At 64.8% G+C, this 25,865-nt stretch carries 24 protein-coding genes; 12 read left to right on the plus strand and 12 right to left on the minus strand.

Annotated elements, in window-relative coordinates; translation table 11 throughout:
• Positions 1-142 precede the first annotated feature (142 nt).
• The 4 genes from ACVWZ4_RS16810 to ACVWZ4_RS16825 all read left to right on the plus strand — a co-directional run bounded on the left by ACVWZ4_RS16810 (position 143) and on the right by ACVWZ4_RS16825 (position 4,571).
• Positions 143-1,381, plus strand: a complete 1,239-nt coding sequence (locus ACVWZ4_RS16810) for an FAD-binding protein (protein WP_456699698.1) — start codon at positions 143-145, stop codon at positions 1,379-1,381.
• Positions 1,378-2,700: a glycolate oxidase subunit GlcF gene (gene glcF / locus ACVWZ4_RS16815; RefSeq protein ID WP_456740781.1), complete on the plus strand. Its 1,323-nt coding sequence runs from the start codon at positions 1,378-1,380 to the stop codon at positions 2,698-2,700. The genes ACVWZ4_RS16810 and glcF overlap by 4 nt, the downstream gene beginning before the upstream one ends.
• Before the next feature lie 68 nt (positions 2,701-2,768).
• The gene (locus tag ACVWZ4_RS16820; protein WP_456699696.1) at positions 2,769-3,107 is read left to right on the plus strand and encodes a histone; all 339 of its coding nucleotides are present in this window, start codon (positions 2,769-2,771) and stop codon (positions 3,105-3,107) included.
• A gap of 456 nt (positions 3,108-3,563) precedes the next feature.
• On the plus strand, positions 3,564-4,571 hold the full coding sequence (locus tag ACVWZ4_RS16825) for a TorF family putative porin (RefSeq protein WP_456699695.1): 1,008 nt from the start codon (positions 3,564-3,566) through the stop codon (positions 4,569-4,571).
• A gap of 271 nt (positions 4,572-4,842) precedes the next feature.
• On the opposite strand, the gene ACVWZ4_RS16830 is transcribed toward ACVWZ4_RS16825, so the two are convergent.
• Positions 4,843-6,606 (minus strand): ABC transporter ATP-binding protein/permease, encoded by a 1,764-nt coding sequence (locus ACVWZ4_RS16830; RefSeq protein ID WP_456699694.1) that lies wholly within the window; start codon positions 6,604-6,606, stop codon positions 4,843-4,845.
• A 316-nt stretch (positions 6,607-6,922) separates the two neighbouring features.
• Here ACVWZ4_RS16830 and ACVWZ4_RS16835 point away from each other — a divergent pair, with 316 nt between their 5' ends.
• Positions 6,923-8,587, plus strand: coding sequence for an L-lactate permease (locus ACVWZ4_RS16835; protein ID WP_456699693.1), 1,665 nt, complete (start codon positions 6,923-6,925; stop codon positions 8,585-8,587).
• A gap of 137 nt (positions 8,588-8,724) precedes the next feature.
• Entirely contained in the window at positions 8,725-9,123 is a 399-nt protein-coding gene (locus tag ACVWZ4_RS16840; protein WP_456699692.1) for an META domain-containing protein, read from the plus strand.
• Positions 9,124-9,194: 71 nt separating this feature from the next.
• Here ACVWZ4_RS16840 and ACVWZ4_RS16845 read toward each other — a convergent pair whose 3' ends face one another.
• The 3 genes from ACVWZ4_RS16845 to ACVWZ4_RS16855 all read right to left on the minus strand — a co-directional run bounded on the left by ACVWZ4_RS16845 (position 9,195) and on the right by ACVWZ4_RS16855 (position 12,568).
• Entirely contained in the window at positions 9,195-10,406 is a 1,212-nt protein-coding gene (locus ACVWZ4_RS16845) for a hypothetical protein (RefSeq protein WP_456699691.1), read from the minus strand.
• A gap of 116 nt (positions 10,407-10,522) precedes the next feature.
• Positions 10,523-12,154 (minus strand): chaperonin GroEL, encoded by a 1,632-nt coding sequence (groL, locus tag ACVWZ4_RS16850; RefSeq protein ID WP_456699690.1) that lies wholly within the window; start codon positions 12,152-12,154, stop codon positions 10,523-10,525.
• Between the two features lie 117 nt (positions 12,155-12,271).
• Positions 12,272-12,568 (minus strand): co-chaperone GroES, encoded by a 297-nt coding sequence (locus tag ACVWZ4_RS16855; protein ID WP_092229977.1) that lies wholly within the window; start codon positions 12,566-12,568, stop codon positions 12,272-12,274.
• A gap of 317 nt (positions 12,569-12,885) precedes the next feature.
• Between ACVWZ4_RS16855 and ACVWZ4_RS16860 the strand changes: the two genes are divergently transcribed.
• Positions 12,886-13,407 carry a hypothetical protein gene (locus tag ACVWZ4_RS16860; RefSeq protein WP_456699689.1) on the plus strand — a complete coding sequence of 174 codons (522 nt, stop codon included), beginning with the start codon at positions 12,886-12,888 and terminating at the stop codon, positions 13,405-13,407.
• 111 nt (positions 13,408-13,518) lie between these two features.
• Here ACVWZ4_RS16860 and ACVWZ4_RS16865 read toward each other — a convergent pair whose 3' ends face one another.
• Complete coding sequence (locus tag ACVWZ4_RS16865; protein ID WP_456699688.1) at positions 13,519-14,283, minus strand: protein phosphatase CheZ; 765 nt, start codon at positions 14,281-14,283, stop codon at positions 13,519-13,521.
• 310 nt (positions 14,284-14,593) lie between these two features.
• On the opposite strand from ACVWZ4_RS16865, the gene ACVWZ4_RS16870 reads away from it, so the two are divergent.
• On the plus strand, positions 14,594-15,409 hold the full coding sequence (locus tag ACVWZ4_RS16870; RefSeq protein WP_456740782.1) for a L,D-transpeptidase: 816 nt from the start codon (positions 14,594-14,596) through the stop codon (positions 15,407-15,409).
• Positions 15,410-15,476: 67 nt separating this feature from the next.
• Here ACVWZ4_RS16870 and ACVWZ4_RS16875 read toward each other — a convergent pair whose 3' ends face one another.
• The 5 genes from ACVWZ4_RS16875 to ACVWZ4_RS16895 form a co-directional block, all read right to left on the minus strand.
• Entirely contained in the window at positions 15,477-16,298 is an 822-nt protein-coding gene (locus ACVWZ4_RS16875) for a DUF2076 domain-containing protein (RefSeq protein ID WP_456699686.1), read from the minus strand.
• Between the two features lie 124 nt (positions 16,299-16,422).
• A complete protein-coding gene (locus ACVWZ4_RS16880; protein WP_456763369.1) occupies positions 16,423-17,271 on the minus strand; it encodes a ChbG/HpnK family deacetylase in 849 nt (282 codons plus the stop codon).
• A complete protein-coding gene (locus tag ACVWZ4_RS16885) occupies positions 17,268-18,314 on the minus strand; it encodes a glycosyltransferase family 2 protein (protein ID WP_456699684.1) in 1,047 nt (348 codons plus the stop codon). Before ACVWZ4_RS16885 ends, ACVWZ4_RS16880 begins: the two co-directional genes overlap by 4 nt.
• A 100-nt stretch (positions 18,315-18,414) precedes the next feature.
• The gene (gene hisG / locus ACVWZ4_RS16890) at positions 18,415-19,392 is read right to left on the minus strand and encodes an ATP phosphoribosyltransferase (RefSeq protein ID WP_456737254.1); all 978 of its coding nucleotides are present in this window, start codon (positions 19,390-19,392) and stop codon (positions 18,415-18,417) included.
• Between the two features lie 3 nt (positions 19,393-19,395).
• Positions 19,396-20,547: an ATP phosphoribosyltransferase regulatory subunit gene (locus ACVWZ4_RS16895; protein ID WP_456699682.1), complete on the minus strand. Its 1,152-nt coding sequence runs from the start codon at positions 20,545-20,547 to the stop codon at positions 19,396-19,398.
• A 428-nt stretch (positions 20,548-20,975) separates the two neighbouring features.
• Here ACVWZ4_RS16895 and ACVWZ4_RS16900 point away from each other — a divergent pair, with 428 nt between their 5' ends.
• Entirely contained in the window at positions 20,976-21,482 is a 507-nt protein-coding gene (locus ACVWZ4_RS16900; RefSeq protein WP_456737255.1) for a hypothetical protein, read from the plus strand.
• Positions 21,483-21,685: 203 nt separating this feature from the next.
• Positions 21,686-22,504: a helix-turn-helix domain-containing protein gene (locus ACVWZ4_RS16905; RefSeq protein WP_456699680.1), complete on the plus strand. Its 819-nt coding sequence runs from the start codon at positions 21,686-21,688 to the stop codon at positions 22,502-22,504.
• 118 nt (positions 22,505-22,622) lie between these two features.
• Here ACVWZ4_RS16905 and ACVWZ4_RS16910 read toward each other — a convergent pair whose 3' ends face one another.
• Complete coding sequence (locus tag ACVWZ4_RS16910; protein ID WP_456742226.1) at positions 22,623-23,378, minus strand: 16S rRNA (uracil(1498)-N(3))-methyltransferase; 756 nt, start codon at positions 23,376-23,378, stop codon at positions 22,623-22,625.
• A gap of 208 nt (positions 23,379-23,586) precedes the next feature.
• Here ACVWZ4_RS16910 and ACVWZ4_RS16915 point away from each other — a divergent pair, with 208 nt between their 5' ends.
• Together ACVWZ4_RS16915 and ubiA are read left to right on the plus strand one after the other, a co-directional pair.
• On the plus strand, positions 23,587-24,255 hold the full coding sequence (locus ACVWZ4_RS16915) for a hypothetical protein (RefSeq protein ID WP_456742227.1): 669 nt from the start codon (positions 23,587-23,589) through the stop codon (positions 24,253-24,255).
• Positions 24,252-25,184 carry a 4-hydroxybenzoate octaprenyltransferase gene (ubiA, locus tag ACVWZ4_RS16920; protein ID WP_456740784.1) on the plus strand — a complete coding sequence of 311 codons (933 nt, stop codon included), beginning with the start codon at positions 24,252-24,254 and terminating at the stop codon, positions 25,182-25,184. Before ACVWZ4_RS16915 ends, ubiA begins: the two co-directional genes overlap by 4 nt.
• Here the strand turns inward: ubiA and ACVWZ4_RS16925 are convergent.
• The gene (locus tag ACVWZ4_RS16925) at positions 25,181-25,699 is read right to left on the minus strand and encodes a DUF6101 family protein (RefSeq protein ID WP_456699676.1); all 519 of its coding nucleotides are present in this window, start codon (positions 25,697-25,699) and stop codon (positions 25,181-25,183) included. The two genes, ubiA and ACVWZ4_RS16925, sit on opposite strands and share 4 nt — an antisense overlap.
• Positions 25,700-25,865: the final 166 nt, after the last annotated feature.

Raw genomic sequence — 25,865 nt, forward strand, 5'->3', positions numbered from 1 at the left:
CACCCAATGGCCGGCCATCCTGCGGTGGGATCGGGGCGGCGGTTCGTCTGCCGCATCGCACTGACGGACTGGCGCCTTCGCGGGCCCGCCTTTGCTGCGCGAAATTTGATTTTCGCCTCGAATTTGGCTACCGCCTTTTCCCGTGGATACGCTCAGGGTCAGAGACGCCAAAGACGTCGAGGAGGCGGTGCGCGCGGCGATTGCCAATGAGCAGCCGCTCGAGATCATCGGTCATGGCAGCAAGCGCGGCATCGGGCATACGATGGCGACCAACGCCGTGCTCGATATCTCCGCGCTGAATGCGGTCACCTCGTATGAGCCCAGTGAATTGATCGTGACGCTCCAGGCCGGCGCGCCCCTGGCCGACGTGCTCTCGCTGATCGATGCCAAGAACCAGCAATTCGCCTTTGAGCCGATGAATACGGCCCCACTGCTCGGCGCGTCCGCGACAGGCACCATCGGCGGGATGATCGCGGCGGGCCTTGCCGGTCCGCGGCGGATCAGGGCGGGCGGGGCGCGCGACCACCTGCTGGGGGCGCATGCCGTCTCGGGCTTCGGCGACAGCTTCAAGACCGGCGGCAAGGTGGTCAAGAATGTCACCGGCTACGATCTCTGCAAGCTGCTGGCAGGGTCCTGGGGCACGCTGTCTGTCATGACCGAAGTGACGCTGAAGGTGATGCCGAAGCCTGAAGCCGAACGGACCCTGCTGCTGCGCGGGCTCGATGACGCCGTCGCCAACAAGGCGATGACTGCGGCCCTCGGCTCGCCCTATGACGTCTCGGGCGCCGCGCATCTGCCGAAACCGGCGTTCCGGGCCAGGACCGACGAGCTTGGCGAGGTTGCGGCCCAGGACGAGGCGCTGACGGTGTTGCGGCTCGAGGGCATCACGGCCTCCGTCAGCCACCGCGCCGGCTCGCTGCGCGAACTGCTGGCGCCGTTTGGAACCGCGACCCTGATCGAGGACGCCGCGTCGTCGGCGCTGTGGGCCACCATCCGCGATGTGCTGCCATTCGCGGCCGGCAGCGCGCTAGCCGCCTGGCCGGTGTGGCGGATCGTCTGTCCGCCGGCTTCAGGTGCCGCGCTCGGCACGCAATTGACGCGCGAGACCGGGGGCGAGGTCATCTACGACTGGGGCGGCGGTCTGATCTGGGCGGCGCTGCCGCCGAAGGCTGACGCGCATGCTTCCGCGGTGCGCCATCGGACCGATGCGTCCGGCGGGCACGCCACGCTGATCCGGGCGGCCGAGGACGTCAGGCGCGCCGTCGACGTCTTCCATCCGCAAGCGCCCGGTCTCGCCGCGCTGAGCGAACGGGTCCGCGCCAGTTTCGATCCGAAGTCGATCTTGAACCGGGGACGCCTGAAGCGGGACGCTACCGCATGAAAACCGAATTCTCACTCGCGCAACTCGCCGACCCCGACATTGCGGAAGCCGACAAGATCCTGCGCGCCTGTGTCCATTGCGGCTTCTGCACCGCGACCTGCCCGACTTATGTCCTGCTCGGCGACGAACTCGATAGCCCGCGCGGCCGCATCTATTTGATCAAGGAGATGCTGGAGAAGGACCAGGCGCCGACCACTGAGGTGGTCAAGCATGTCGACCGCTGCCTGTCGTGCCTGGCCTGCATGACCACCTGCCCCTCGGGGGTGAATTACATGCACCTCGTCGACCAGGCCCGGGTCAGGATCGAGCAGCGCTACCAGCGGCCGCTCGCCGAACGGCTGTTGCGCCAGGTGCTCGCCTTCGTCCTGCCGGACCCGCAGCGGTTTCGCATCAGCATGCGGTTGGCACAGCTGGCGCGGCCGTTCGCCGTTTTCCTGCCGACCCCGCCGCCCTCGGCCACGCCAGGCCTGATCCAGCGCCTCAGGGCGATGCTGGCGCTGGCGCCGAACCGGCTGCCCGCACCCGGCCCGCTTCCGGGCAGCGTATTCGCGGCGCTCGGCAAGAAGCGGGGCCGGGTCGCGTTGCTCCAGGGCTGCGCCCAGCAGGTTCTGGCGCCCCGCATCAACCAGGCGGCCATCAACCTGCTCACCCGCCACGGCATCGAGGTGGTCCTGGTCAAGGACGAGCAATGCTGCGGCGCGCTCACCCATCACCTCGGTCACGATGATGATGCGCTGGCGCGGGCCCGCGCCAACGTCACGGCGTGGCAGAAGGAGGTCGCCGGCGAGGGGCTCGACGCCATCCTGGTGACCACATCCGGCTGCGGCACGGTGATCAAGGACTACGGTTATCTGCTGCGTGAAGACACCGCGTTCGCAGCCGATGCGGCGAAGGTGTCCGCGCTTGCGAAGGACATCACCGAGTACGTCGCCGGTCTCGGACTTGAACCGTCGTCGCGACAGGACAACATCGTCGTCGCCTATCACTCCGCGTGTTCGTTGCAGCACGGGCAGAAAATCACGGGGCTTCCGAAAGAATTGCTTTCCAAGAACGGATTCGTGGTGAAAGATGTGCCGGAGAGCCATTTGTGTTGCGGTTCGGCGGGGACCTACAACATTCTCCAGCCCGAGCTTGCGAGCCGGTTGCGCGATCGCAAGGTCGCCAACATCGCGAGCGTCGAGCCGGACATGATTGCCGCGGGCAATATCGGCTGCATGGTGCAGATTGCCAGTGGCACGTCAGTTCCGGTCGTACACACGATTGAGCTTCTCGATTGGGCTACGGGCGGGTCGCGGCCGGCATTGAATCCGTCGCGCTGAGCTTTCGCCTTGATGACGGTTGAAGGGCGCCCGATCGATCATTGTTCGGCGGCAACAGGAGGATCACGATGGCGAAAGCGAGCAAGAAAAAAAGCAAGAAGGCCAAAAAGGCCAAAAAGGTTGTAGCGGCGAAGAGGACGACAAAGAAGAAGGCGGCCAAGAAGGCAGCGAAGAAATCGGCCAAGAAGGCCGCGCCAAAGAAGGCCGCCAAGAAGACCGCCAAGAAGGCTGCGGCCAAGAAGGCTGTGAAGGCAGCACCGAAGAAAGCTGCAAAGAAGGCAGCTCCGAAGAAGGCAGCTCGCGCGCCGAAGCCGGCGGCTGCGCCGGCTCCCGAGCCCGCCGCGGAGACAAGCTGGGCGATGCCTTCGTCTGCTGCGGAGCCGACACAGGCCGACGGGCAAGGCTAGCACCGAGGCCAGGGACAACCGAGGCCAGGACCACCGAGGCCAGGACCGGGGCTGAGCTCAAGACTGGGCTCAGGCTTGGTCGACCAAATGATCGACGACAGAAAGGCCGCGGCGGTGACGCTGCGGCCTTTTGCGTTGCCGCCACAGCGGCCTGAGAGTGCCGGTTTTTGAGTCGGTGATTCGTGGCACCCGTGCCACGCCGGCTCGGGCATACGTCAGAACCCGGACTCCCGTGCGCACTTGGCGTGGAAATAATGTGATCGAGAAGCAACACTGGCTGGCAACCTTTCGTGGAATCGCCATAACGCCTAAAAAGTCGGCAGTTGCTCTCGTTTTTTGCTTCTCGCTTTGCGCGCCTCGCTTCAAATTGCCGCTGTAACGCAATTTTGCAGACACGTCGTACGCCCCGGGGGGCTTCCGGGATCCGACTGAGTAGAACTGGTGATGGGGATCGAAATGAAGAAAGTGACTTTGTTGGCAACGGCGCTGGCAATGGTGACGGGCTCGGCTTTCGCAGCGGATATGCCTTTGAAGGCTGTGAAGGCTCCCCCTGCGCCCGCGTTCGATCCCTGGGATATCGCCTTCGGCGGCGCGGCCATGAACGACTACATCTTCCGTGGCGTGACCCAGTCGAACCACAAGCCGTCGGTCGCGGCCTATTTCGAGCCGCGCTACAATGTCACCAAGGACCTGCAGCTCTATGTCGGCCTGTCGGGTGAGAGCATCTCCTTTGCCAACCGGGCCGCAGCTGAAATCGACGTCTACGGCGGTATCCGCCCGACCTTCGGCGCGTTTGCCTTCGACATCGGCGTCTGGGGTTATCTCTATCCAGGTGGAAACTGCGCCGACAACGTCCCCGGCGGCGGCGGCTCCTGCCCGGTCAGCGCCAACACGATCTTCCTTGCCAACGGCAACGTCATGAAGAAGGACGTCAGCTTCTTCGAAGTCTACGGCAAGATGACTTACACCATCAACGACAACTGGGCGGTCGGCCTGAACGAGTACTACTCGCCGAACTTCCTGAACTCCGGCGCCTGGGGCGACTACGCCTCGATCACCGCGAAGTACACCGCGCCCAGCACGATCTTCGGCTCGAGCGGCGTCGGCATGTATGTGTCGGGTGAATTCGGTCGCCAATTCCTCGGCACCAGCGATGCGTTCTACGGCACCACCTTCACCAATCCCGGCTTTGCCGGTCCGTTTCCGAACGGCATCAAGTACGCCGACTACAACACCTGGAACATCGGCGTCGGCTTCACCTACAAGGTGTTCACGCTCGATCTGCGCTACTCCGACACCGACCTGAACAAGGGCAATTGCAACGCCTTCACCAGCGCCTTCAATGGTTCGGGCTCCAACAATATCACCGCCATCAACCCGACTGGCGTCGGCTCCAACTGGTGCGGCGCCGCCGGTATCGCCAAGCTGTCCTTCGACCTGACGGCGATGACGAACCTGAAGTAGGCTTCTTCCCGAAGCGATCCGAACAAGGGCGGCAGAGCAATCTGCCGCCCTTTTGTCTTGGGGCGCTCCGTCATCGCGAGCGTAACGAAGCAATCCAGTATCCCTCCGCGGAAGCAGTCCGGATTGCTTCGTCGCATCAGCGCAAAATTGCTTCGCAATTTTGTCGCGAGCTCCTCGCAATGACGAGGCCCGAGTTGGGGGCGCTCGGAGGGGGGCGAGGAAGCGGCCCATCCGTTCTTTCGGCGCGACAGCCGACGACGAGGGACGCGCCTCAGCGCGCCGTAGTTGGCTCCGGCTCGGCCGGTGCGCCGCCATTGCCCAGCACATGGATCGCGCCGTCCTTCACCATGGTCACCTTGCGGGTGTGGAAGGCATCGAGCGTCGAGCGATGCCCGATTGAGACGATGGTGGCCTGCGGCAGCCTTTCCGTCAGCAACCTGTAGAGCCGTGCCTCGGAGGGCTCGTCGAGCGAGGCGGTGGCCTCGTCCAGGAACAGGTAGTCCGGCGCATGCAGCAGCGCGCGGGCAAGCCCCAAGCGCTGCTGCTCGCCGAGCGACAGCATCCTGTTCCAATGGCCTTCCTCAGTGAGCCGCTCGGCGAGGTCGGGCAGGCCGACTGACGTCACCGCGTCCCTGATTCGGGTCGCCTGAAACGCGCCGGGCGCTGCCGGGTAGATCACCGCGTCGCCCAATGCACCGACCGGGAAATAGGGGCGTTGCGGCAGCATCATCAGCTTCGCCTGCGCGGGGATGACGATGCTGCCGGTGCCGAATGGCCAGATGCCCGCGATGGCGCGGAACAGCGTCGACTTGCCGGAGCCCGACGGTCCGGTCACGAGCACCCGCTCCGGCGTCTGGATGGCGAAACCGTCGGCCGCGACCAGCGGCGCGCCGTTGGGCAGGTTCACGCAGAGCTTGTCGAGGCCGATATTCCGGCTGCCGCCCGCTGCCTTCAGTTCAATCGTCGGCTCATGCGCCGATACGTTTGCCGCTGTCGCGACCGACATCTCGAAGCCGTCGAGACGAGCGACGATCGAGCGCCATTCCGCGAGCGATCGATAAGCCACGACGAAGAACGACAGCGCACCCTGCACGCTCGAAAACGCCGATGCGGTCTGCATCATGTCGCCGAGCTGGATCTTCTTGGCGAAGAAGGCGGGCGCGACCAGCACGTAGGGAAAGATCACCGCGGCCTGCTGATAACTCGCCGTGAACATCGTCAGGCGCTTGGTCCGGCTCATGATCGCGTACCAATTGCCGATCACGAAGCCGAAGCGATCCAGCAGGCGGCTGCGTTCGGCGCCTTCTCCCTTCAGCAATGCGATCTGCTCGGAGTTCTCGCGGACGCGGACGAGGTTGAAGCGGAAGTCGGCTTCATAGCGCTGCTGCTCGAAATTGAGGTTGACCAGCGGGGCGCCGATCCAGTGGGTCAGCGCGGTGCCGAAGATCGCGTAAATCAGCGCGCCCCAGCACAGATAGCCCGGGATCATGTAGTCGGTGCCGAACAAATGCAGTGGCGCGGCGTTGGAGAGACCCCAGAGGATGATGACGAAAGAGAACAGCGTCACGATCGACGAGAGCAGGCCGAGGCCGATGGTCAGGGTCTGCTCGACGAAGTTCTTGACGTCTTCCGTGATGCGCTGGTCCGGGTTGTCGGCGGCATCGCCCTTGAGCTGCATGCGATAGTGCGTGGCGCCCTGGAGCCATTCGCCGAGATAGTGCCGTGTCAGCCATTGGCGCCAGCGGATCTGCAGCCATTGGTTCAGATAGAGCTTGTAGACGGCCAGCGCGATGTAGACCGAGGCGAGTCCGATGAAGATCCAGATCTGCGTCACGAAGGCGTCGAGGTCGTTCGCCTGGAGCGCGCTGTAGAACCGGTTCTGCCACTGGTTCACGAGCACGTCGATCGCGACCAGCGCCAGCTCGATCGTGATGACGGCGGCGAGCAGGCCGCCGCCGGCCCATTTGTCCTCCGACCGGAAATAAGGGATGGCGATTCGCCAGACGGTCGCGAGCGTGGCGCGGATGTTGTTCACAGAGTGGGATCTCCTGAGGGATATTCACGGCGGCCCCAAAAACCAAGCGGCCGAGGCCATGGCAGAAGAGGGGCGCGCTTAGACTAAAGTCGCAAGTCGTGCAATTTGCGTTGGCGAGCCGCGGCTCGCAACCCTAGCATGGGCACAACGGCATGGGGTGGGGGGCCTCCAGCTTTTCGCGAGCTTGTGAGCGGGCGGGAACCGCGGTTCTCGCGAGGAATTCGCGTTCAACTCGGGGGTTATCGCTTCCAGCGCCAAGCAGGCTCGGCTGTCCACGCGGGCCGCCTGCCGTACACATGCGTGGGGGAGGAAGACCATGTGGAATCAAATCTATGACCCGCTGCACAGCCCTGTGCTGTCGACGATGGCGGCGGCGGTACCCGTCGTCACGTTGCTGGTCCTGATCGCGAGCGGGCGCGTTCAGGCTCACATCGCAGCCATCATCGCCGTGATCGTGACCAACCTGATCACGATCTTCGTTTTCACCATGCCGGTGAACATGTCGATCCGCGCCTCGATCCTGGGCATCGTGACCGGCTTCTTTCCGATCGGCTGGATCGTTCTCAACGTCATCTTCCTCTATCAGGTGACGGTGACGACCGGGCGGTTCGAGCTGCTCAAGCGCGCGGTCGGCGGCGTCACCGAGGACCGGCGCCTGCAGTTGCTGCTGATCGCCTTCTCGTTCGGCGCCTTCTTCGAGGGTGCATCCGGCTTCGGTACCCCGGTGGCGATCACCGGCGCCGTGCTGATCGGTCTCGGTTTCTCGCCGCTCGCGGCCTCCGGCCTGTCCCTGATCGCGAACACCGCGCCGGTTGCCTTCGGCGCGCTGGGCACACCGATCCAGGGCCTCGCCTCCGTCACCGGGCTCGATCCCTACATTCTCGGCGCCATGGTGGGACGGCAATTGCCGCTGTTCTCGCTGATCGTGCCGTTCTGGGTGGTGTGGGCGTTCGCGGGCTGGAAGGGCATGAAAGACGTCTGGCCGGCCATCCTCGTTACCGGCGTGACGTTCGCGGTCCCGCAATTCGTGATCTCGAACTTCGTCAATCCCTGGATCGTCGACATCGGCGCGTCGCTGATCTCGATGGGCGCGCTGATCCTGTTCCTGAAGGTCTGGCAGCCGAAGCAGCTGTGGCTGTCGCCGGCGTTGCGCGGACGTGATGAATCGGCAGCGACCATGGCCTCGGCAAAATCGCTCGACAGGACGCCGCTGACGCAAGCTGAGCTCCTCAGCGCGCTGTTGCCGTGGTTCATCGTCTGCGTCGTGATGCTGATCTGGGGCAATGGTGCCTTCAAGACCTGGGCGAACGGCATCTTCACCTGGAACTACGCCGTCCCTGAGCTGCACCAGATGATCAACAAGATGCCGCCGGTGGCGCCCGCGCCGACCAAGGAAGCCGCGGTGTTCGGCTTCACCTATCTGTCCTTCACCGGCACCGGCATGCTGATCGCGGCGATCATCTCTGGCTTCCTGATGGGCGTCGGTCCTGGCCGGCTGCTGGTTGAATACGGCCGCACCATAAGGCTCTGTGCGATCTCGCTGATCACGATCTCGGCGATGCTCGCGATCGGCACGCTGACGCGCCTCTCCGGCGTCGACGCGACGCTGGGACTCGCCTTTGCCGCAACCGGCGTGCTCTATCCCTTCTTCGGCACGCTGCTCGGCTGGTTGGGCGTGGCGCTGACCGGATCCGATACGTCGTCGAACATCCTGTTCGGCAACCTCCAGAAGATCACCTCGCAGCAGCTCGGCCTGTCGCCGATCCTGATGGCGGCGGCGAACTCGTCCGGCGGCGTGATGGGCAAGATGATCGATGCGCAATCGATCGTCGTCGCCTCGACCGCCACCAACTGGTACGGCCACGAAGGCACGATCCTGCGTTTCGTGTTCTGGCACTCGATCGTGCTGGCCTGCCTCGTCGGTGTGTTCGTGACGTTGCAAGCCTATGTCTATCCGTTCACGGAGCTCGTCCTGAAGTAGCAGGCGACGGGCGGCTTCGACGCAAATCCCCGCTGGACCTTTCCGGCGGGGATTTTTGTGTCGTGAACCCACGAACCTTCTCAAAGGCTTCTTCCTCTTATAGAAGACCCGGCAAATCGGGTCGGTCGAGAGGTCTCATGGTGTCGTTGAAGCAGATGGTGTGTGGCGCGGCGGCGTTGCTTGTGATGTCCGCGGTCGCGCGTGCGGAAGAGGGCTTTCCCTTCGGCACCGAGATGACGATGGAGGCCGTGCCGCAGCCCGGCTCGAAGCGCATCCCGAACCTCGAGATCGGCGACAATGGCGAGGTCGTGCTCGAACTCTGGTGCAAGGGCGGCAAGGGTCAATTCTCGGTGGCGGGCAACACCGTGATCTTCGTTCCCGGCGCAATTCAGGATCGGTCCTGTCCGCCGGCCAAGGCCCAGGCCGATGACGATCTCGTCGCGGCGCTCGCCGCCGTCGAGACCTGGAAGCGCCAGGGCGACATGCTCACGCTGATCGGCCCGAAGACGCTGCGTTTCCGCGAGAACGGGAATTAGCTCGCTCATTCGTGTCCCGGACAAGGCGCATCACTGGGGTGCTGCGCTGCGTCGGGGCACGAGAGCTTCGCCTACTTCCAGACCGACTTGTCGGCGTCCCAGCGCTGGCCCTTCAGTTCCCGGGTGAGCGCATCCACCGAGCCGTCGTCGTCGGGCTGGTCGCCTTCCTCGTCGGCTGCCGCCTCGTCGGATACGTTGAGCTTGGCGCCGGTGCTCTCGTCGGCGGTCGTGGTCGAGGGACTGCCGATCCAGACGATCAGCTTGTCGGTTGCTCCTGGCTTGTCGGCGGAGACGAGGCCCGCAACCTCGATCGTGTCGGTGAGCTCGAGCGCCGGGAAATCCTGGTTGGGCCGCTTGAAGACGAGCTTGAGCTTGCCGGTTGAGGCGCTGAAGCTCTGCGAGACCGGCTTGGCCGCGAGCGTCTTGCTCAGCACGCCGGCGATCGCGGTGGCGAGCTTGTCGCGGTTGATCTTGTCGCCGTCGCGCCAATCGGCGGCTCCGATGCGGATGGTGCGATCCATCTCCACGAGCCCCGCGGTCCAGCCGGCGGCGGTGACGCCCGGCATCGCCTTGAATTTCGCGAGCAGCGCCGCCGCGTGCTCAGGATCGACCGACATGTTGATGGTCTGCTCGCCGGCACGCAGCGCGTCGCAGCCGACGGAGAGACTTGCCAGCGTCACCTCGACGTCCTGGCCCTTGAGGCTCTTCAGGAAGTCGGTCGCGGCATCGAGCTTGACCTTGACGGCGATCGCTTCGGGCGAGACTTCGGTAAAATCCTTCGGCTGCGGCGTGATGCCGTCGTCGGTGGTCTGGTTGTCCAAGAATTCCTTCTCGCTGAGATCGGCATTGTCGGGCGAGGTCACCTCCGTCACGGCCTGACCGATGCCGATCTGGCCGCGGAATTCGAACGTGTCGCCGGTCGGCTTGCGGGTGAGCTTGACCGTGACAGGCGCCTTCGCGCCGAGGCTCGTGGTCGTGCCGGTCAGCGTCTGGCCGGAGACCTGGAGATTGACGACGAAGCGGTCCTTGCGGTCGGAATTCTTCGCCACGGGATAGCAGACGTCGAGCACGGCCGCGGTAACCGTCTTGCCCTGCCGCGTCTCCTTCAGGATCACGTCGGCGTTGCCGTCCATCAGCCCGTCGATCGAGGTGAAGTAGCGTGTCTCCACGCCGCCGGGTGCCGCGGCCTTCGGCGACAGCTTCATCTGGGCGGACACGAGCCCTGGCGAAATCACCAGCAGGGACGCCAAAACAGCCGTCGGGCAAAACAGAAGCGCGCGCATTGACGAAATCCTCGAACGAATGGAATCGGGCGCCACCGTAGTAGCACGGCCCACGATCGGCAAAAAAGAAGGCCGCCCGGAGGCGGCCTTCGCAACATCGTCAGGTCAGGATGGGCTTAGAAGCCGCCCATGCCGCCGCCGGCCGGCATGGCGGGCGAGGCGTCCTTCTTCGGGGCTTCGGCGACCATCGCTTCGGTGGTCACCAGCAGGCCGGCCACGGAGGAGGCGTCCTGCAGCGCGGTGCGCACCACCTTGGCGGGATCGATGATGCCCTTCTCGATCATGTCGACATAGTCCTCGGTCTGGGCGTCGAAGCCGAACGTCTCGGACTTGTTCTCCAGGATCTTGCCGACCACGATCGAGCCTTCCACGCCCGCGTTCTCGGAGATCTGACGGATCGGGGCTTCCAGCGCCTTCAGCACGATGTTGATGCCGGCCTGGACGTCGGCATTGGCGTTGGTGAGACGGCCGACGGCCTTCTTGGCGCGCAGCAGGGTCACGCCGCCGCCGGGGACGATGCCTTCCTGCACCGCGGCGCGGGTGGCGTTGAGCGCGTCCTCGACGCGATCCTTCTTCTCCTTGACCTCGATCTCGGTCGCGCCGCCGACGCGGATCACCGCGACGCCGCCGGCGAGCTTGGCCAGACGCTCCTGCAGCTTCTCGCGGTCGTAGTCCGAGGTGGTCTCCTCGATCTGGGCCTTGATCTGGCCGACGCGGGCCTCGATGTCGGGCTTCTTGCCCGCACCGTTGACGATCGTGGTGTTCTCCTTGTCGATCACGACCTTCTTGGCGCGACCCAGCATCTTCACCGTGACGTTCTCGAGCTTCATGCCGAGGTCTTCGGAGATCAGCTGGCCGCCGGTCAGGATCGCGAGATCTTCGAGCATGGCCTTGCGGCGATCACCGAAGCCCGGCGCCTTCACCGCGGCAACCTTGAGGCCGCCACGCAGGCGGTTGACGACCAGGGTGGCGAGAGCTTCGCCCTCGACGTCCTCGGCGATGATGACGAGCGGCTTGCCCGACTGCACCACGGCTTCCAGCACCGGCAGCATGGCCTGCAGCCCGGAGAGCTTCTTTTCGTGCAGGAGGATGTAGGCGTCCTCGAGCTCGGCGGTCATCTTCTCGGGATTGGTCACGAAGTAGGGGCTGAGATAACCGCGGTCGAACTTCATGCCCTCGACGATGTCGACTTCGGTGTCGAGCGACTTGTTTTCCTCGACGGTGATGACGCCCTCGTTGCCGACCTTCTGCATCGCCTGGGCGATCATCTTGCCGATGGCGGCGTCGCCGTTGGCCGAGATGGTGCCGACCTGGGCAACCTCGGAGGAGGCGGCGACCGGCTTGGCGCGCTTTTCGATGTCCTTGACGACGGCCGCAACCGCGCTGTCGATGCCGCGCTTGAGGTCCATCGGGTTCATGCCGGCGGCAACCGCCTTGGCGCCTTCGCGGACGATGGCCTGGGCCAGCACGGTCGCGGTGGTGGTGCCGTCGCCGGCGAGATCGTTGGTCTTGGAGGCGACCTCACGCACCATCTGGGCGCCCATGTTCTCGAACTTGTCCTCGAGCTCGATCTCCTTGGCGACGGTGACGCCGTCCTTGGTGATGCGGGGCGCGCCGAAGCTCTTCTCGATGACGACGTTGCGGCCCTTGGGGCCGAGCGTCACCTTGACGGCGTTGGCGAGAATGTCGACGCCGCGCAGCATGCGATCGCGCGCGTCTCCGGAAAACTTGACGTCCTTGGCAGCCATGTTCTGCAATCCCTGTTCATTCGTGATGTGTCGTGCGTGGTGATATCAGGCGGAATGATGGATGCCCGGACCTGATGATCCGGGCATGACATTCAGCGGCTGTTCAGGCAGATGGCCTTAGGCCATTACGCCCATGATGTCCGACTCCTTCATGATCAGGAGATCTTCGTTGTCGATCTTGACCTCGGTGCCCGACCACTTGCCGAACAGCACGCGGTCGCCGACCTTGAGGTCGATCGGGATCAGCTTGCCAGCCTCGTCACGGCCGCCGGGGCCGACGGCGACGATTTCGCCCTGGGACGGCTTTTCCTTGGCGGTGTCGGGGATGATGATGCCGCCCTTGGTCTTTTCCTCGGCGTCGATACGTTTGACCACGACACGGTCATGCAGCGGACGAAATTTGGACTTAGCCATGACGTTTCCCTTTGGAGGCTCGCTTCTCTGAAAGCAGCGGAAGTGGGTGGGGGCGGCGCCGCCGTTCCCCCTCCCGAGGGTCGCACGGCGCGCTTAGCAATCGGGCTTTCCGAGTGCTAATAGTGCGCCACGGAAATATGGCTTGGCCGCGATCCTGTCAAGCAAAGGTGGTTAAGCGATTGGTGAGGCGGATATAGGATGGTGGCAATAGAAATTCGTTCGGAGCGCCGGCGTGTAGTAGGACGTCATTGCTCCGGCAGCGGTTTTGCGCTTGGCTGCGAGAGGGGCGCGGCCAAAGGCTTGCTTGGGGGAATGCCATGATCAGTTCAGCTCACGCGCGCACGGTTGCCAATCTGGCGGCGGCCTCTTGCCTTGCGCTGCTGCTGGGTGCCTGCGGCGGCGGCATGAGCCTGCCGTCCTTCTCGTCGTCCCAGCCGGCGCCCGAGGCTGAGCCCGGCACCGGGCCGGAAATGCCGGCCTCCATCCGCGCCGACGAGATCGTCGGCCGTTGGGGCCTCGCCTCGTTCCAGAACCCGGCCGACCGCGCCCGCACCGAAGCGGCCGCGCGGGCCCAGTGCAAGAATCCCTACGTGATCGGCGCCGGGTCCTCCGGCGGCGTGATCATGCATCTCGCCGATCAGGCGACGCCGCAGGAGCTGCGGCTGAAGGGCTCGCCGAGCGGCAAGAACTATATCGGCCCCCCCGGCCCGACGCCGGGCGAGCTGGATCGCGAGGTCGTCTCCTTCGACGGTCGCGTCATGATCACCCGCTTCGTCGACAAGGACGCCGCCACCCGCTACGGCAACATGGTCTACGTTCGTTGCGCGCCGCGGGCCTGATGTCTGACGTCCCCTTTCCCGCAAGGGAAGAAGGAAGGGTCTCGCAATGACAGCCCAAAACAAAAAACGCCGGCTCCCGCCGGCGTTTTTACTTCGGTATGCCGCGTTCGCTCAGTCGAACAGCGCGTCGATGTCGTCCTGCGAGGCGTGACCGACGTCGCCGGCGAGCTTCGGACCGTTGAGGAGCTTTTCGTCTTCGCTGCGGGTGTCGACCGGCACCGGCGCGTGGGACTTGATGGCGTCGACGCCGCCCCAGATGTCCATCATCGAATTGATGTGCTGCTCGATGAACTTCATCGTGTTCATGACCTTGCTGATGCGCTGGCCGGTCAGGTCCTGGAAGTTGCAGGCTTCGAAGATCGAGATGACGCGTTCCTGGATGTCGTCGGCGAGCCGCTTCTGCTGGTCGGCCGATTGCACCTTGGACATGGCGCTCGCGGCCTGGTCGATCGATTCGGCCGCTTCGAGAATTTGCTGGGTCGCCTGCTCGGTACCGCCGACCACCGCGCCGAGCTCGCCATTGACCTTGGCCATCTCGCCGCCGTCGAAGCTCTTGCCGTGCAGGGTCGCGATCTCGCGCTTGGTGCGGTCGATGGCGTCATGAATGAGGTCGAGCTCGACCTTCAGCTTCTCGCATTGCTCGATCTGGGCCCGGTAGGTGTCGAGCAACGCGCGCGTCTCCGCGACTTCCTGCGCCACGACGCCTTCGCTCGGCGGCAGCGCGGGCTGACCGCTTCGGGCCATCTGTGCGCGGATCGCGCGCAGCTCTGCCATGATCTCGGTATGCATCGGGCCCGACTCGTCGGTTACGTCCAGAACTGGCATCTCGCCACCGGCGATATCCTCGACACGAAAACGCTTGCGGTGAACAGCCATCAGGATACTCCCCCACCTCACTCACGCGTCTTTGTAGGCAGAAGCAATTTAACACGAGGTTCACGTCCGGAAGTGTGGTGCGGCCGCGTGCGACGGCGTGCAAACGCGCGATTAACCATGAGGCTTTGCGCTTCATCGAAAATAAACGCTGATCGCCAATTGCACCGCCGTTCGCGACGTGGTGAATCGAAACGGCCGCTGCGTTTACCAAACGAAACGGAGTTTGCTCTTTATTGACCACGTCGAGGACGCCAACAGCCAGCGCGTTCGGCGGCGAATGCAACGAGACGAAACAGTACAGAGTACGTCGATGTTCAAGAAAATGTCTGTCGCGCTGCTCGGCAGCGCATGCGCCTTCATTGTCGGCGCTACCAGCGCGAGCGCCTTCGACAACAGCGTGCCGAACGATCCGCCTGCAGTGCTCTACCAGCGGCAGGTCGCTCCGGCGCCGATGCGCGTCGCCTCCAATGCCAACATGGGCGGCGGCTTCATCGAGTTCCTGTTCGGCGATGGTCCCGGCCGCGGTCCGGCCTATTCGCCGCAACAGCCGATCTATCAGCAGCAGCCGGCCTATGCCGATCCGCGCCGGATGCCGTCGATGGGCGAACCGCAGATGCAGGGTGCATATCAGCAGGGCGCAAGCTACCAGCAGGAAGCGGTCGATCCGCGCCAGCGTCCGTTCGATCCGAAGTTCGAGAAGCAAGTTGTCGACTATAGCGGCAAGGAAAGCGCCGGCACGATCGTCGTCGATTCCAACAACAAGTTCCTCTATCTCGTCGAGGGCAACGGCCGCGCGATGCGTTATGGCATCGGCGTCGGCCGCGAAGGCTTCACCTGGACCGGGGTGAAGTCGATCACGGCCAAGCGCGAATGGCCGGACTGGACGCCACCGGCGGAAATGATCGCGCGCCGCCCCGATTTGCCCAGGCACATGGAAGGCGGTCCGGAAAATCCGCTCGGCGCACGTGCGATGTATCTCGGCTCGACGCTCTACCGCATCCACGGCTCCAACGAGCCCTGGACCATCGGCACCAACGTCTCCTCCGGCTGCATCCGCATGCGCAACGAGGACGTCATCGACCTCTACGGCCGCGTCAATGTCGGCACCAAGGTCGTGGTGATGTGAGCGCCTGACCTTCCAATAAAAACGGCCGCCTCGCCGGCGGCCGTTTCTGCTTGGCGCTGGCGCAGCCTCACGCGTAATCGCTGCCGCCGTCGTCTCCGCCGCCGAAATCGCTGTCGTCGGCGACGTCCGTATTGCCGTCGTCGTTGTTGTCGAAATTCTGGTCGTTGTTGTCCTGATCGTTCGATCCCTGGTCGAGGAAGCCCTGACGGGAATCCCGGTTCGATCCGATGTCATCGAGGCCGGCATCGCGCGCGAGCGAGCCGCCGGACTGGTCGCCGCCCCAGGGACCGCCACCGCCGCGTTCCTCGATGATGGTGGTGTCGCCAAAAGCCTGATGCGATCCGCCGCCCATCATGCCGCGAATACTGGAGAGCAGCAGCGAGCCGCCGACCACGCCGGCGGCGGCTGCCGCCGCGGTGCCGAGAAACGAGCCGCCGCCACCACCGACCGGCGGGGCGCCGTAACCTTGTCCATACCCCTGACCTTGCCCGTAAGCCTGTCCATAGGGCGGCTGGCCGTAGCCCGGCTGGGCCTGCTGCATCGCCTGGCCGCTGTTCCAGACCGGCCGCTGCTCGCGCGGCGGCACGTTCGGAACCGAGCCGCGCGACGGACTCGAGCCGAACAGCGTGTCGCGCATCGTATCCAGGAAGCCGCCGGACTGGGGCTGCTCCGGCGCATGGGCCGCTTCCAGCTCCTGGATGCGGTTATGGGCGCGCCTGAGCGCCTCGTCCTGCAGCAGCGTGGTCTGCACCAGCGCATAGACCGCGCCCGGCGCCTTGCGCAAGCCGTCCGAAATCGCGGCGATCGCGTCGGGATCGCGCGGTGCATTTTCCAGCTTCGAAAGCCGGTCGAAAAGCTCGTCCACGAGCTGGCGTTCCTGCGGCGTCATGGTCATCTCCCTCGCGCGAAACAAGCGCAAGCGGGATGTAGGGTTCCATTGTGGCCCCAACAGTGGCCGCCGGATTAAATTTCGGTATGCGACAAATGGGCCCGTGGCTCGGCTTTCGCCGCTTTCATCCCAATGTCACATGACTGGTCGCGAGCAGCTGCGCGAAGGCGTCGCTGGCGAGATAGCCATGCTCGCGCTCCCGGACGTCCGTCATCGGGTCGAGACCGGTGAGGATCTCGTCGACGAAGCCCGGATGGCACATCACGAGGCCGCCCTCGGGAAGACCCTCGAGGAATTGGCGCATCAGCGCGCCGAAATCAGCCGCCCGCGTGAAGTCGTAGGCCCCCGCAAAGGCAGGATTGAATGCGAGACCGGCGCGCCCCGCACGCTTGCGGAATTGCGCGCTGAGGATATCGAGCACCATCGCCTTTGGAGACGTCAGCCGTTGCGCCAGCGGCAGATCCCGGCCGCCCTGGCGCACCCATGCCTTCGGCGCGATCTCCGCGACGGCCTCGACAAAGCCGTCACGCACTTGCGGAAACAACTGCACATGCTGATGGCCGTCGACGAAGTCGGGCGCGCGGCCGAAGGCTTCGGCAAAGGCCGCAAGCTGTGCCCGCACCTCGTTGCGAAAAAATTCGCTGTCGAGCCGCCGCATCAATCCGGCGCGCAGCAGCTTTGGAAAGGCCATGAACATGTCGCCGTCGAGCGGACGGAAATGCATGGTGAGCGGCCGGAATGGCGCCGATAGGGTCACATGCAAACCGATCGCGCAGCGCGGGCTTGCCTCCGCTACGGCCTGAAGGGTCTCGACCTCGTGCGGCGCGATCGCGGGACCTACCATCATCACCGAGGTCGCATTGAGGCGGCCGCGTTCGATCAGGTCGCGGATGGCGCGGTTGACGCCCGGGCTGATGCCGTAATCGTCGGCGCAGAGCCAGATCCGCCGCGGCGCTGCCGCAGCCGCGCTCATTCGGCCGCCGTCCTGTTCGGCGCGTCGGTGGCCTTGTCGGCCTCGAAGTGCTTTTCGCTGTGCTCGGCGACGAAGTAGATCGGACGCGCTTTCAGCTCGGACAGGATCTTGCCGATATATTCGCCGACGATGCCGATCATGATGAGCTGCACGCCGCCGATCGTCATCAGGCCGACCACCAGCGAGGGATAGCCGGGCACCTGCTTGCCCGTCGTGAACACTTCCCAGAGGATCGAGAGCCCGAACAGGAAGGCGATGCCGGCCAGCAGCACGCCGAGCAGGCTGGCAAAGCGCAGGGGCGCGACCGAGAACGACGTGACGCCCTCGATCGACAGGCCGAGCAGGCGCGCGGCGCTGAACGTCGTCACGCCGTGGACACGCTCTGCTGGCTCATAGTCGACGCGGATCTGACGGAAGCCGATCCAGCTTGCCAGTCCCTTGAAGAAGCGGTTGCGCTCCGGCAGCTGCCTGAGGGCCGCGACCGCGCGGGGCGACAGCAAGCGGAAGTCGCCGGCGTCTTCCGGGATTTTCTGGCGGGCGCCCCAATTGATCAGCGCGTAGAAGCCGCGCCCGGCGAGCCGCCGCAGGAAAGGTTCGTTGTCGCGGTGCGCCTTGGCGGTATAGACGACGTCGTAGCCGTCCTCGATCCAGTGCCGCACCAGCTGCTCGACCAGATCGGGCGGATGCTGGCCGTCGCCGTCCATGAACATGACCGCGCCCAGGCGGGCATGGTCGAGGCCGGCCATCAGTGCCGCCTCCTTGCCGAAATTGCGCGACAGCGAGACGACCTGGACGTCGACCGCGTCAGCCGGCAACGAGCGCGCGACCGAAAGTGTCGCATCCGCGCTGCCGTCGTCGACATAAACGACCTCGCAGGCAAGGCGGTAGCGTTGCCGCAGGGTCTTGGCGATGTCGCAGATGCGCTGGTGCAGGACGGCAAGGCCGGCCGCCTCGTTGTAGACGGGAACGACAATCGAAAGCCCTTTCGCAGCCGCAGTCGCCGCGGTGGTGGTCAGGCCGGAAACGTCAGAGCCCAGCGTCATTGATCGGGGTTCCAGAGGGCGTTCGAGATCATCTCAACAGCATATGATAGCTGAGGCTTGCTGTCGCTACGCTGAACGGAGCAGCTCGACACCTTTGGGCTCACTGCCGCAGGAACGCTTCGAGCTTGGCGAACAGCGGGTTCTCCCGGTCGAACACGTAGTCGAGCGAAACCACGGAGACGGTCTCGGCGCCATGTTCGCGCAGGAAGCTCGCGAGCGCATAGATTTGCCCGGGCGGGCAGTGCAGCGTGAGCATTCCCGACGATGTCGGTCCGCCGAACGGAGCCACAACGCCGAATCGGCTGTGAGCTTCGCCGAGCAGGGCCGCGTCGCATTGCCGGAAGCGGGTCCGGACCTCGCGGTACTTGTTGGCCCGCGCCCGTGCCGCGATGTGGTCGAGGATGACGCGCGCGGTCTCGCGGGCCTGCGGCGACCAGTCGGCGTCCTTCGAGGCGACCAAATTGGCCTGGCTGCGCAGGATCACGCCGTCGTCGAGCACGCGCAAGCCGTTGGCGGCGAGCGTCGCACCTGTCGTGGTGATGTCGACGATCAACTCGGCGCTGCCAGCCGCCGGCGCGCCTTCGGTCGCGCCCGCGCTTTCGACGATGCGGTAATCGGCGATGCCCCGCTGCGAGAAGAACGCGCGCGTGAGGTTGATGAACTTGGTCGCGACCCGCATCCGCATGTGATGCTGCTCGCGGAAACCGGTGGCGACGTCGTCGAGATCCGCCATGGTGCGCACGTCGATCCACGCCTGCGGCACCGCGACCACGACGTCGGCATAACCGAAGCCGAGACCGTCGATCAGCGAGACGCGCGTCTCCGCATCGGCGATATTCTCGCGCACCAGGTCCTCGCCGGTGACGCCGAAATGCGCGAGCCCGCGGGACAGCTGCGATGCGATCTCGCTCGCCGAGAGATAGGCGACTTCGACATTGTCGAGGCCCGCGATGGTGCCGCGATAGTCGCGGGCGCCGCCGGCCTTGGACAGCTTGAGCCCGGCGCGGGCGAAGAAGGCCTCGGTGTTTTCCTGCAGGCGGCCCTTGGAGGGAACGGCCAGAACGAATGGCGCGCTCATGACTTAAGCTCCCACCTTGCGGCCGATCCTGGTCAGCGCATCGACCCAGACCGAGAAGCCGACGGCCGGAATGGGGGTCCGCGATCCGAGCTGGGTCATCAGTCCATCATAGCGGCCACCGGCAACCAGCGGCTCGGCGCCATTGCCCCGGTGATGCAGCTCGAACTCAAAGCCGGTGTAATAGTCGAGCCCACGCCCGAACGCGGTCGAGAAGCGCGTGGTCTTCACGTCGATGCCGCGCGCGGCCATGAAGCCGACCCGGCTCTCGAGCTGGTCGATCGCCCCGGCGAGGTCGAGCTTGGCGTCGGCGGTGAGCGCGCGCAGCGCGGCGACGGCCTCATCGGGATTCCCCGAGATCGACAGGAAGCGCTTCAGCACGGTGATCGCCTCGCGCGGCAACGCACCGCCCTTCAGCGTCGATTGCTCGAGGAAGCGGTCGGCGATCTCGGCCGTGGTACGGCCGCCGACATTGGTGGTGCCGGCGATCGACATCAAATCGGTGACGAAGGCCAGCGCCGCCTTGCGGTCGGAGCCGGCGAGGGCGGCCAGCACGCCCTCATATTCGCTGCGGGTCGCGGTGGTCTCGGCTGCCAGCCGCTCCAGATCCTGCTCGAGGCTGATCTTGCGGTTGAAGTCCTTGACCAGGCGGCGGCGCCAGACCGGATAAAGGTCGAGCGCGTCGAGCAGAGCGTTGAACAGCGCGACGTCGCCGGTCCGGATCTCGACGTCGCGCACGCCGAAGGCGGCGGTCGCCTCCAGTGCCAGCGCCAGCGTCTCGGCATCGGCGGCGGCGCTGTCCTGGCGGCCGAACGACTCGATCCCGGCCTGGAGGAATTGACTGCTGTGGCCGCTGCGGTAGCGGAACACGGGACCCAGATAGCTGAACCCGGCCGGCTGGCCGGCGCGGCTGGAGGCGAGGTAGTCGCGCGCCACCGGGATCGTCAGGTCCGGGCGCAGGCAAAGCTCCTCGCCCGACAGGTCCGTGGTCAGATAGAGGCTTTTGCGGATGTCCTCGCCGGACAGGTCGAGGAACGGCTCGGCCGGTTGCAGGATGGCGGGCTCGGCCCTGACGTAGCCGGCCTGCGCAAACGACAACAGCAGCGTATCCGCCCAGGCGGCGGAGCCGGCAGCATTCGAGGTGGCAGTCGCGGTCATCTCTGGGGTCCATGGTTCCGGTGGAACCGGGCGAGGGCAGGGGTGCCAGGGAGGCACAGGATTTCGCGCAGCCCTTAGCATGGCCGGAAAACGGTTTCGACCTCCAAAGGATCAATCGCTTAACGAGTTTGGAGCCCCTCACGTACGGTAAAAAAATACCTTGTGCCGAGATGGGCTGCTGGCAACGGTGGCCGATGCGCTAAATGTTTGGGCATCTCCGGTGGCGTCGGATGCGGCCTCATCAGCGGGCCGCTGCGCCCGATCGAGCATTCAGTGCGGTTCGCCTCCATGCACCCGCGTCCGCAGGCCCACGAGATCATGATGAAGATTGAGCGTGGCTGGCAAATTGCCGCATACTCAATTTGGGTATGTCGGATGATACGTCCGCTGCAGCCATCGTTTACAAGATGAATGCTGGTTTCCGATTCATGCGCAATACTTCAGACATCATCCGGACGGTCTCGCGACACACACTGGCCTACATGCTGTTTTCGATCAGCGAGATGTTCCGGAATTACGACGAATTCGATCCGATGGACCTTCTGATCGTTCATGCGATTCTCAATGCGAACGTCATCAACGTGATGAACGATCCGGCGCTGGACGAGAAATTTTCCAGCATTCACACGGTCGAGCCGGATGTGATCAAGCAGGGCGTGTCCCGCGCTGCGCTCTCTCGCTTCCTCAGCCTGCCGCTGGAGACGGTTCGCCGTCGCGTGACGGGGCTGAAGAGACGGAAAATTCTGGCCGAGACCAAGGCGGGGCTGATCGTGACCGAGCAGAACGCATTCAAGTTCGGCAACAACCACGAACTACAGAAGACCAACATGTTGCTGCTCACGAAACTGCTTCGCGATCTCAAGCGCGCCGGCATCAATGGGCCGGATGATTTGCGGGCGCCCGAGCGCGCTGCAGCGACCGGGAAGGGGAGGTAAGCGGCAGGACGATGGATCGGAGCCCTCTCAACATTGCTTGCGATGAAGCGCAGAAGGGCGCCTCGGAGTGCGCGTTGTCGTTCCAGGGCCTCAAGCCATCCACCGCGCTCGAGCTCCGGTCGTATGACATCGATCATTTCGGCGACAGTGAGAGATATGCCGGCGCATCCAGCATGCCCTTGTCTGCTGGCTCGACGGCGATCATGCGCGCGCGGCTCAGTCTTCCGAACCTGAGCCTGTCTCTGGTGAAGACCTTCCCGCGGATTATCCGTGGCTATCAGCTCGCGCATGCCGCCGCCGTGGTGGTGCCGATGGATCACGTCACCTCGACCCGCATCAACGGGCAATCGATCGGCAGCTCGGTCGTCATTCTGAAGGGGGTATCCGACTGCCTGGTCTATGAGCCGGTCGGTCGTCTGATCGGTGTCGTCTACTTCACGCCGCCCGCGTGCGAGCCCTGGTGCCATCTGGATGATGGTTATCATTTGCTGAGCCTGGCCTCGAACGAGCTCGCCTCTTTGCGTGGCCTGATCTCCACGACCCTCGAAACCGCCGCCAACGATCCGGACTATTTGGCCCGGCCGGCGTCGCAAACGGCGCTCGAACAATCCCTGCTCAGCGCGATGGATGCGGTCATTCGCTCCGGCGTAAACAGCAAATCCGTGCATGCCACCACGGCGAGCTACCTGCGGATCGTCGCCGACATGGAAAGACTGATCCGGCACGATCTGACGATCTGGCTCAAGATGACCGAAATGGCAGAGCGTGTGGGCGTGTCGGTTCGCACGCTGCAGAGTGCGACGCAGGCCATCTGCGGCATGAGCCCGCATCGCTATGGCCGGGTCCTGCGACTCTGGTCGGTGCGTAGGCAGTTGCGCGTCGGTCCGGGACGACGCAGCGTGAAGGCCTGCGCGATTGCACATGGCTTCTGGCATCTCAGTGAGTTTGCGGCGAGCTACAGGGCCGCGTTCGGAGAGCTGCCCTCCGAGACCCTGAATCGATCGCTGCGCGAGCACAGCTGACGCAGGGATCGCAATCCTGGTCCGTCATGGAAAAGGGCTCGATCGGCTTGCTCGGTCACCTCTCCCCAACGGGGAGATGTGACCCCTGGCCGGTCCATCAACAAAAACTCATCCGTTTTCAGCTGCCCCTGCCGCCCCAGTCGCCCAGTACAGCCTGGACCAATGCCAACGCCGCGACCGCAGCCGTGTCGGCGCGCATGATCCGCGGGCCCAGGGCGAGCCGCAGGATTTTCGGTTGCCGCAGCAGCAGGGCACGCTCCTCCTCGGCAAAGCCGCCTTCAGGGCCGATCAGCACGTCGAGACCTTGGCCGGTCTGGCGGGCATCCAGCAGGCTCTGAATGGGGCTTTGAAGCTCCGCCGCCTCATCGCAGAAAATCAGCAAGCGTTCGGCCGGGCGCTGACTGAGATAGCGGTCGAGCGGCACCGGCTCGTTGACCGTGGCGATGCTCAAAATGCCGCATTGCTCGGCCGCCTCGACGACGTTGGCGCGCATGCGCTCGGTGTTGACCCGGGAGGCCTGGGTGAACCGGGTCAGGACCGGTTGAAGCGTGGCGGCGCCCATCTCGATGGCCTTCTGGACCATATAATCGAGCCGGGCATGCTTGAGCGGGGCGAAGACGTAAGCAAGATCAGCCGGCCGGTCCTGGGGCCGGACCTGCTGGAGAATGATGAGGTTGTCGGGCCGCTTGCGGCCGTCGATGGCGGCCTGCCATTCGCCGTCGCGGCCGTTGAACGCCAGGACTTCGGCCCCGGCGCCAAGCCGCAGCACGTTGCCGAGATAGTTGCTCTGGTCGCGGTCGAGCGGGACCCTGGCATCCTGAGCCAGGGGGGCGTCGACGAACAGGCGGGGGCCGCGAAAATCGTAGGAAGGCATCATTCAGGTCCGATTTGTCGCCGTTTCTTAACCGAAACCGGTCCATTGGGGGTAAATATCGCCCGATTGGTGCGTCGGCACGCCGCGCTCTTGCCCTATTCGACGGGTTGTTAAGCGCCGGCAGGAATCGTAAGAACGCGAGCACGCTGGTTGCGCTTCATTTGGGCAGGCGCCGAAACCCGTAGCCCCTGCCGGAGAGACTATCTTGATGATCCGTCGTTTGATGGTTCCGATCACCGCTGCCATGGTCGCCATGGTCGCCATGGGCGCCGCGGGAGCTTATGCCCAGGGGTTCCCGGCGCCGCTGCCCAATCAGGGCGCAAGCGATCCGGCGTTTCCGCCCGTCAATGGCCGGGCGCCGGTTGCCTCGATCGGCGGCGCGCCGCAAGCCTCGTTCCCGACCAACGGCGCGGCCCCCATCGGTGGCGCCGGCGCTTTCAGTGCGGCCCCGCCGACGCAGGCCGGTCCCGGCGAGGACTGCATGAAGGCGTTCATGCCGCTCCGCGAGGAAGCCGAGAAGCGCGGCAAGCTGATCAAGGCCGCCAGCGATCGCCACGCCCCGCCTGACGAAGCCTGCAAGTTGATCAGGAACTTCAGCCAGGCTGAGCTCAAGATGATCAAATACATCGAGAGTCACGCCGCCAAATGCGGAATCCCGCCGAACGTCGGCGAGCAGATGAAGACCGGTCACAAGAATACCGAGTCGATGCAGACGAAGGTCTGCAACGTCGCGCAGCAGATGGCCAACCAGCCGCGCGGCCCGGCCGGGCCGTCGCTGAGCGAGGTGTTGGGTTCAGGCACTGCGCCGGAAGCCAATGCCGGCAAGAAGGGCGGTAGCACCTTCGACACGCTCAACGGCAACGTTCTCACCCGATGAGTGACGCATCCGCCCGCGTTGCCGACTCTACCGGCAACTGGGTCGATACGCTTGCGCCGCACTGGGCGCGGCCCTATTTGCGGCTGTCCCGCTTTGATCGTCCGATCGGTTCCTGGCTGCTCCTGATGCCATGCTGGTGGTCTGCGGCGCTCGCTAGCGGCATGGCGCATGACGTCCACCGCCTGCCGCGCGTGATCGTACTGTTCTTCATCGGCGCCTTCGTGATGCGCGGCGCCGGCTGCACCTGGAACGACATCACCGATCGTGACCTCGACGACAAGGTCGAGCGCACGCGCTCGCGGCCGCTGCCGTCAGGGCAGGTCACGACGAAGCAGGCGCTGGCCTTCATGGTCGCGCAGGCGCTGATCGGTCTCGTGGTGCTGCTGCAGTTCAACCGCTTCGCGGTCGCGACCGGCATCGCCTCGCTTCTGATCGTCGCCGTCTACCCTTTCATGAAGCGCATCACCTGGTGGCCGCAGATCGTGCTCGGGCTGGCCTTCTCCTGGGGCGCGCTGATGGGATTCGCCGTCACCTTCGGGCACATCGGTGTCACTGCGCTGGTGCTCTACGCCGGCGCGATTTCGTGGGTAATCGGCTACGACACGATCTATGCGCATCAGGATGCCGAGGACGACGCGCTGATCGGCATCAAGTCCACCGCGCGCCTGTTCGGCGCGCATACGCATCGGGCGCTGATCCTGTTCTATGGGGTGGCGGTGATGCTGATCGGTGTCGCGCTGGCGTCAGGCGATGCGCGATGGCCGGCGTGGCTCGGGCTTGCCGCCTTTGCCGCGCATCTGGCGTCGCAGATCATGCGGCTCAGGATCGAGGATCCTGAGCTGTGCAAGCGGCTGTTCTATTCGAACAAGTATGCCGGGGCCTTGCTGTTCGCGGGATTGCTGGCCGACGCGGTGATCCGCGCGGCCTAGGTCCGCGCGATGATCTCGCGCTCCGCACGATGAATCGGCAGCTCGCGCGCCATGGCGGTGCGGCGGCGCATCAAAAATTTCGGACGACGATCGCGGATCGCATTGGCGCGGCGGCGACGCGGTGCCGGCTTGCGGGCAGCTTCGTCGAGCTGCGGCAGCGCGAACAGCTCGCTCCAGATCGCCCAGGCCTCGGCGAGATCGTCACCATCGGCGCTGATCAGCAGCGGAACGGAGAGTGAGGGGTCGCGATGCACCAGCACGAGGGTCTGCGCCGCGTCACTGCCGCGCAGCGCGACGCCGGTGAAGTCGCTGACACGCACGTTGATCGCCATCTGCATGCCGCGAACGGCACGGCGTAACACGACACGTTCGCGATGAAGCTCGACCTGCCTGGTATAGCCGTCGGCACGCGGATCATGCGCATCGAAGCGGACCGGAAGGGAAAGAGGGTCGAGCCGCAGAGAGCGGCTCGACCCGGTGGGGTTGACCCCACATGTTGCTGTTTGACGCCTCACGGCTTTCGTTCTCCCCGCCAGGATTATGTTCCCGGTCGATGCGAGGACCTTAACGCGGGCCTTTCCGAAACCGCTTAAAAAGGCTGGTTAACCCACCGTCACTGCGGCTCATGATTGACAAGACCTTGGCGCGCATGATTGACGAGACGTTGCGCGAGAGCAGCGA

It is taken from the genome of Bradyrhizobium sp. USDA 4472 (assembly GCF_054058595.1).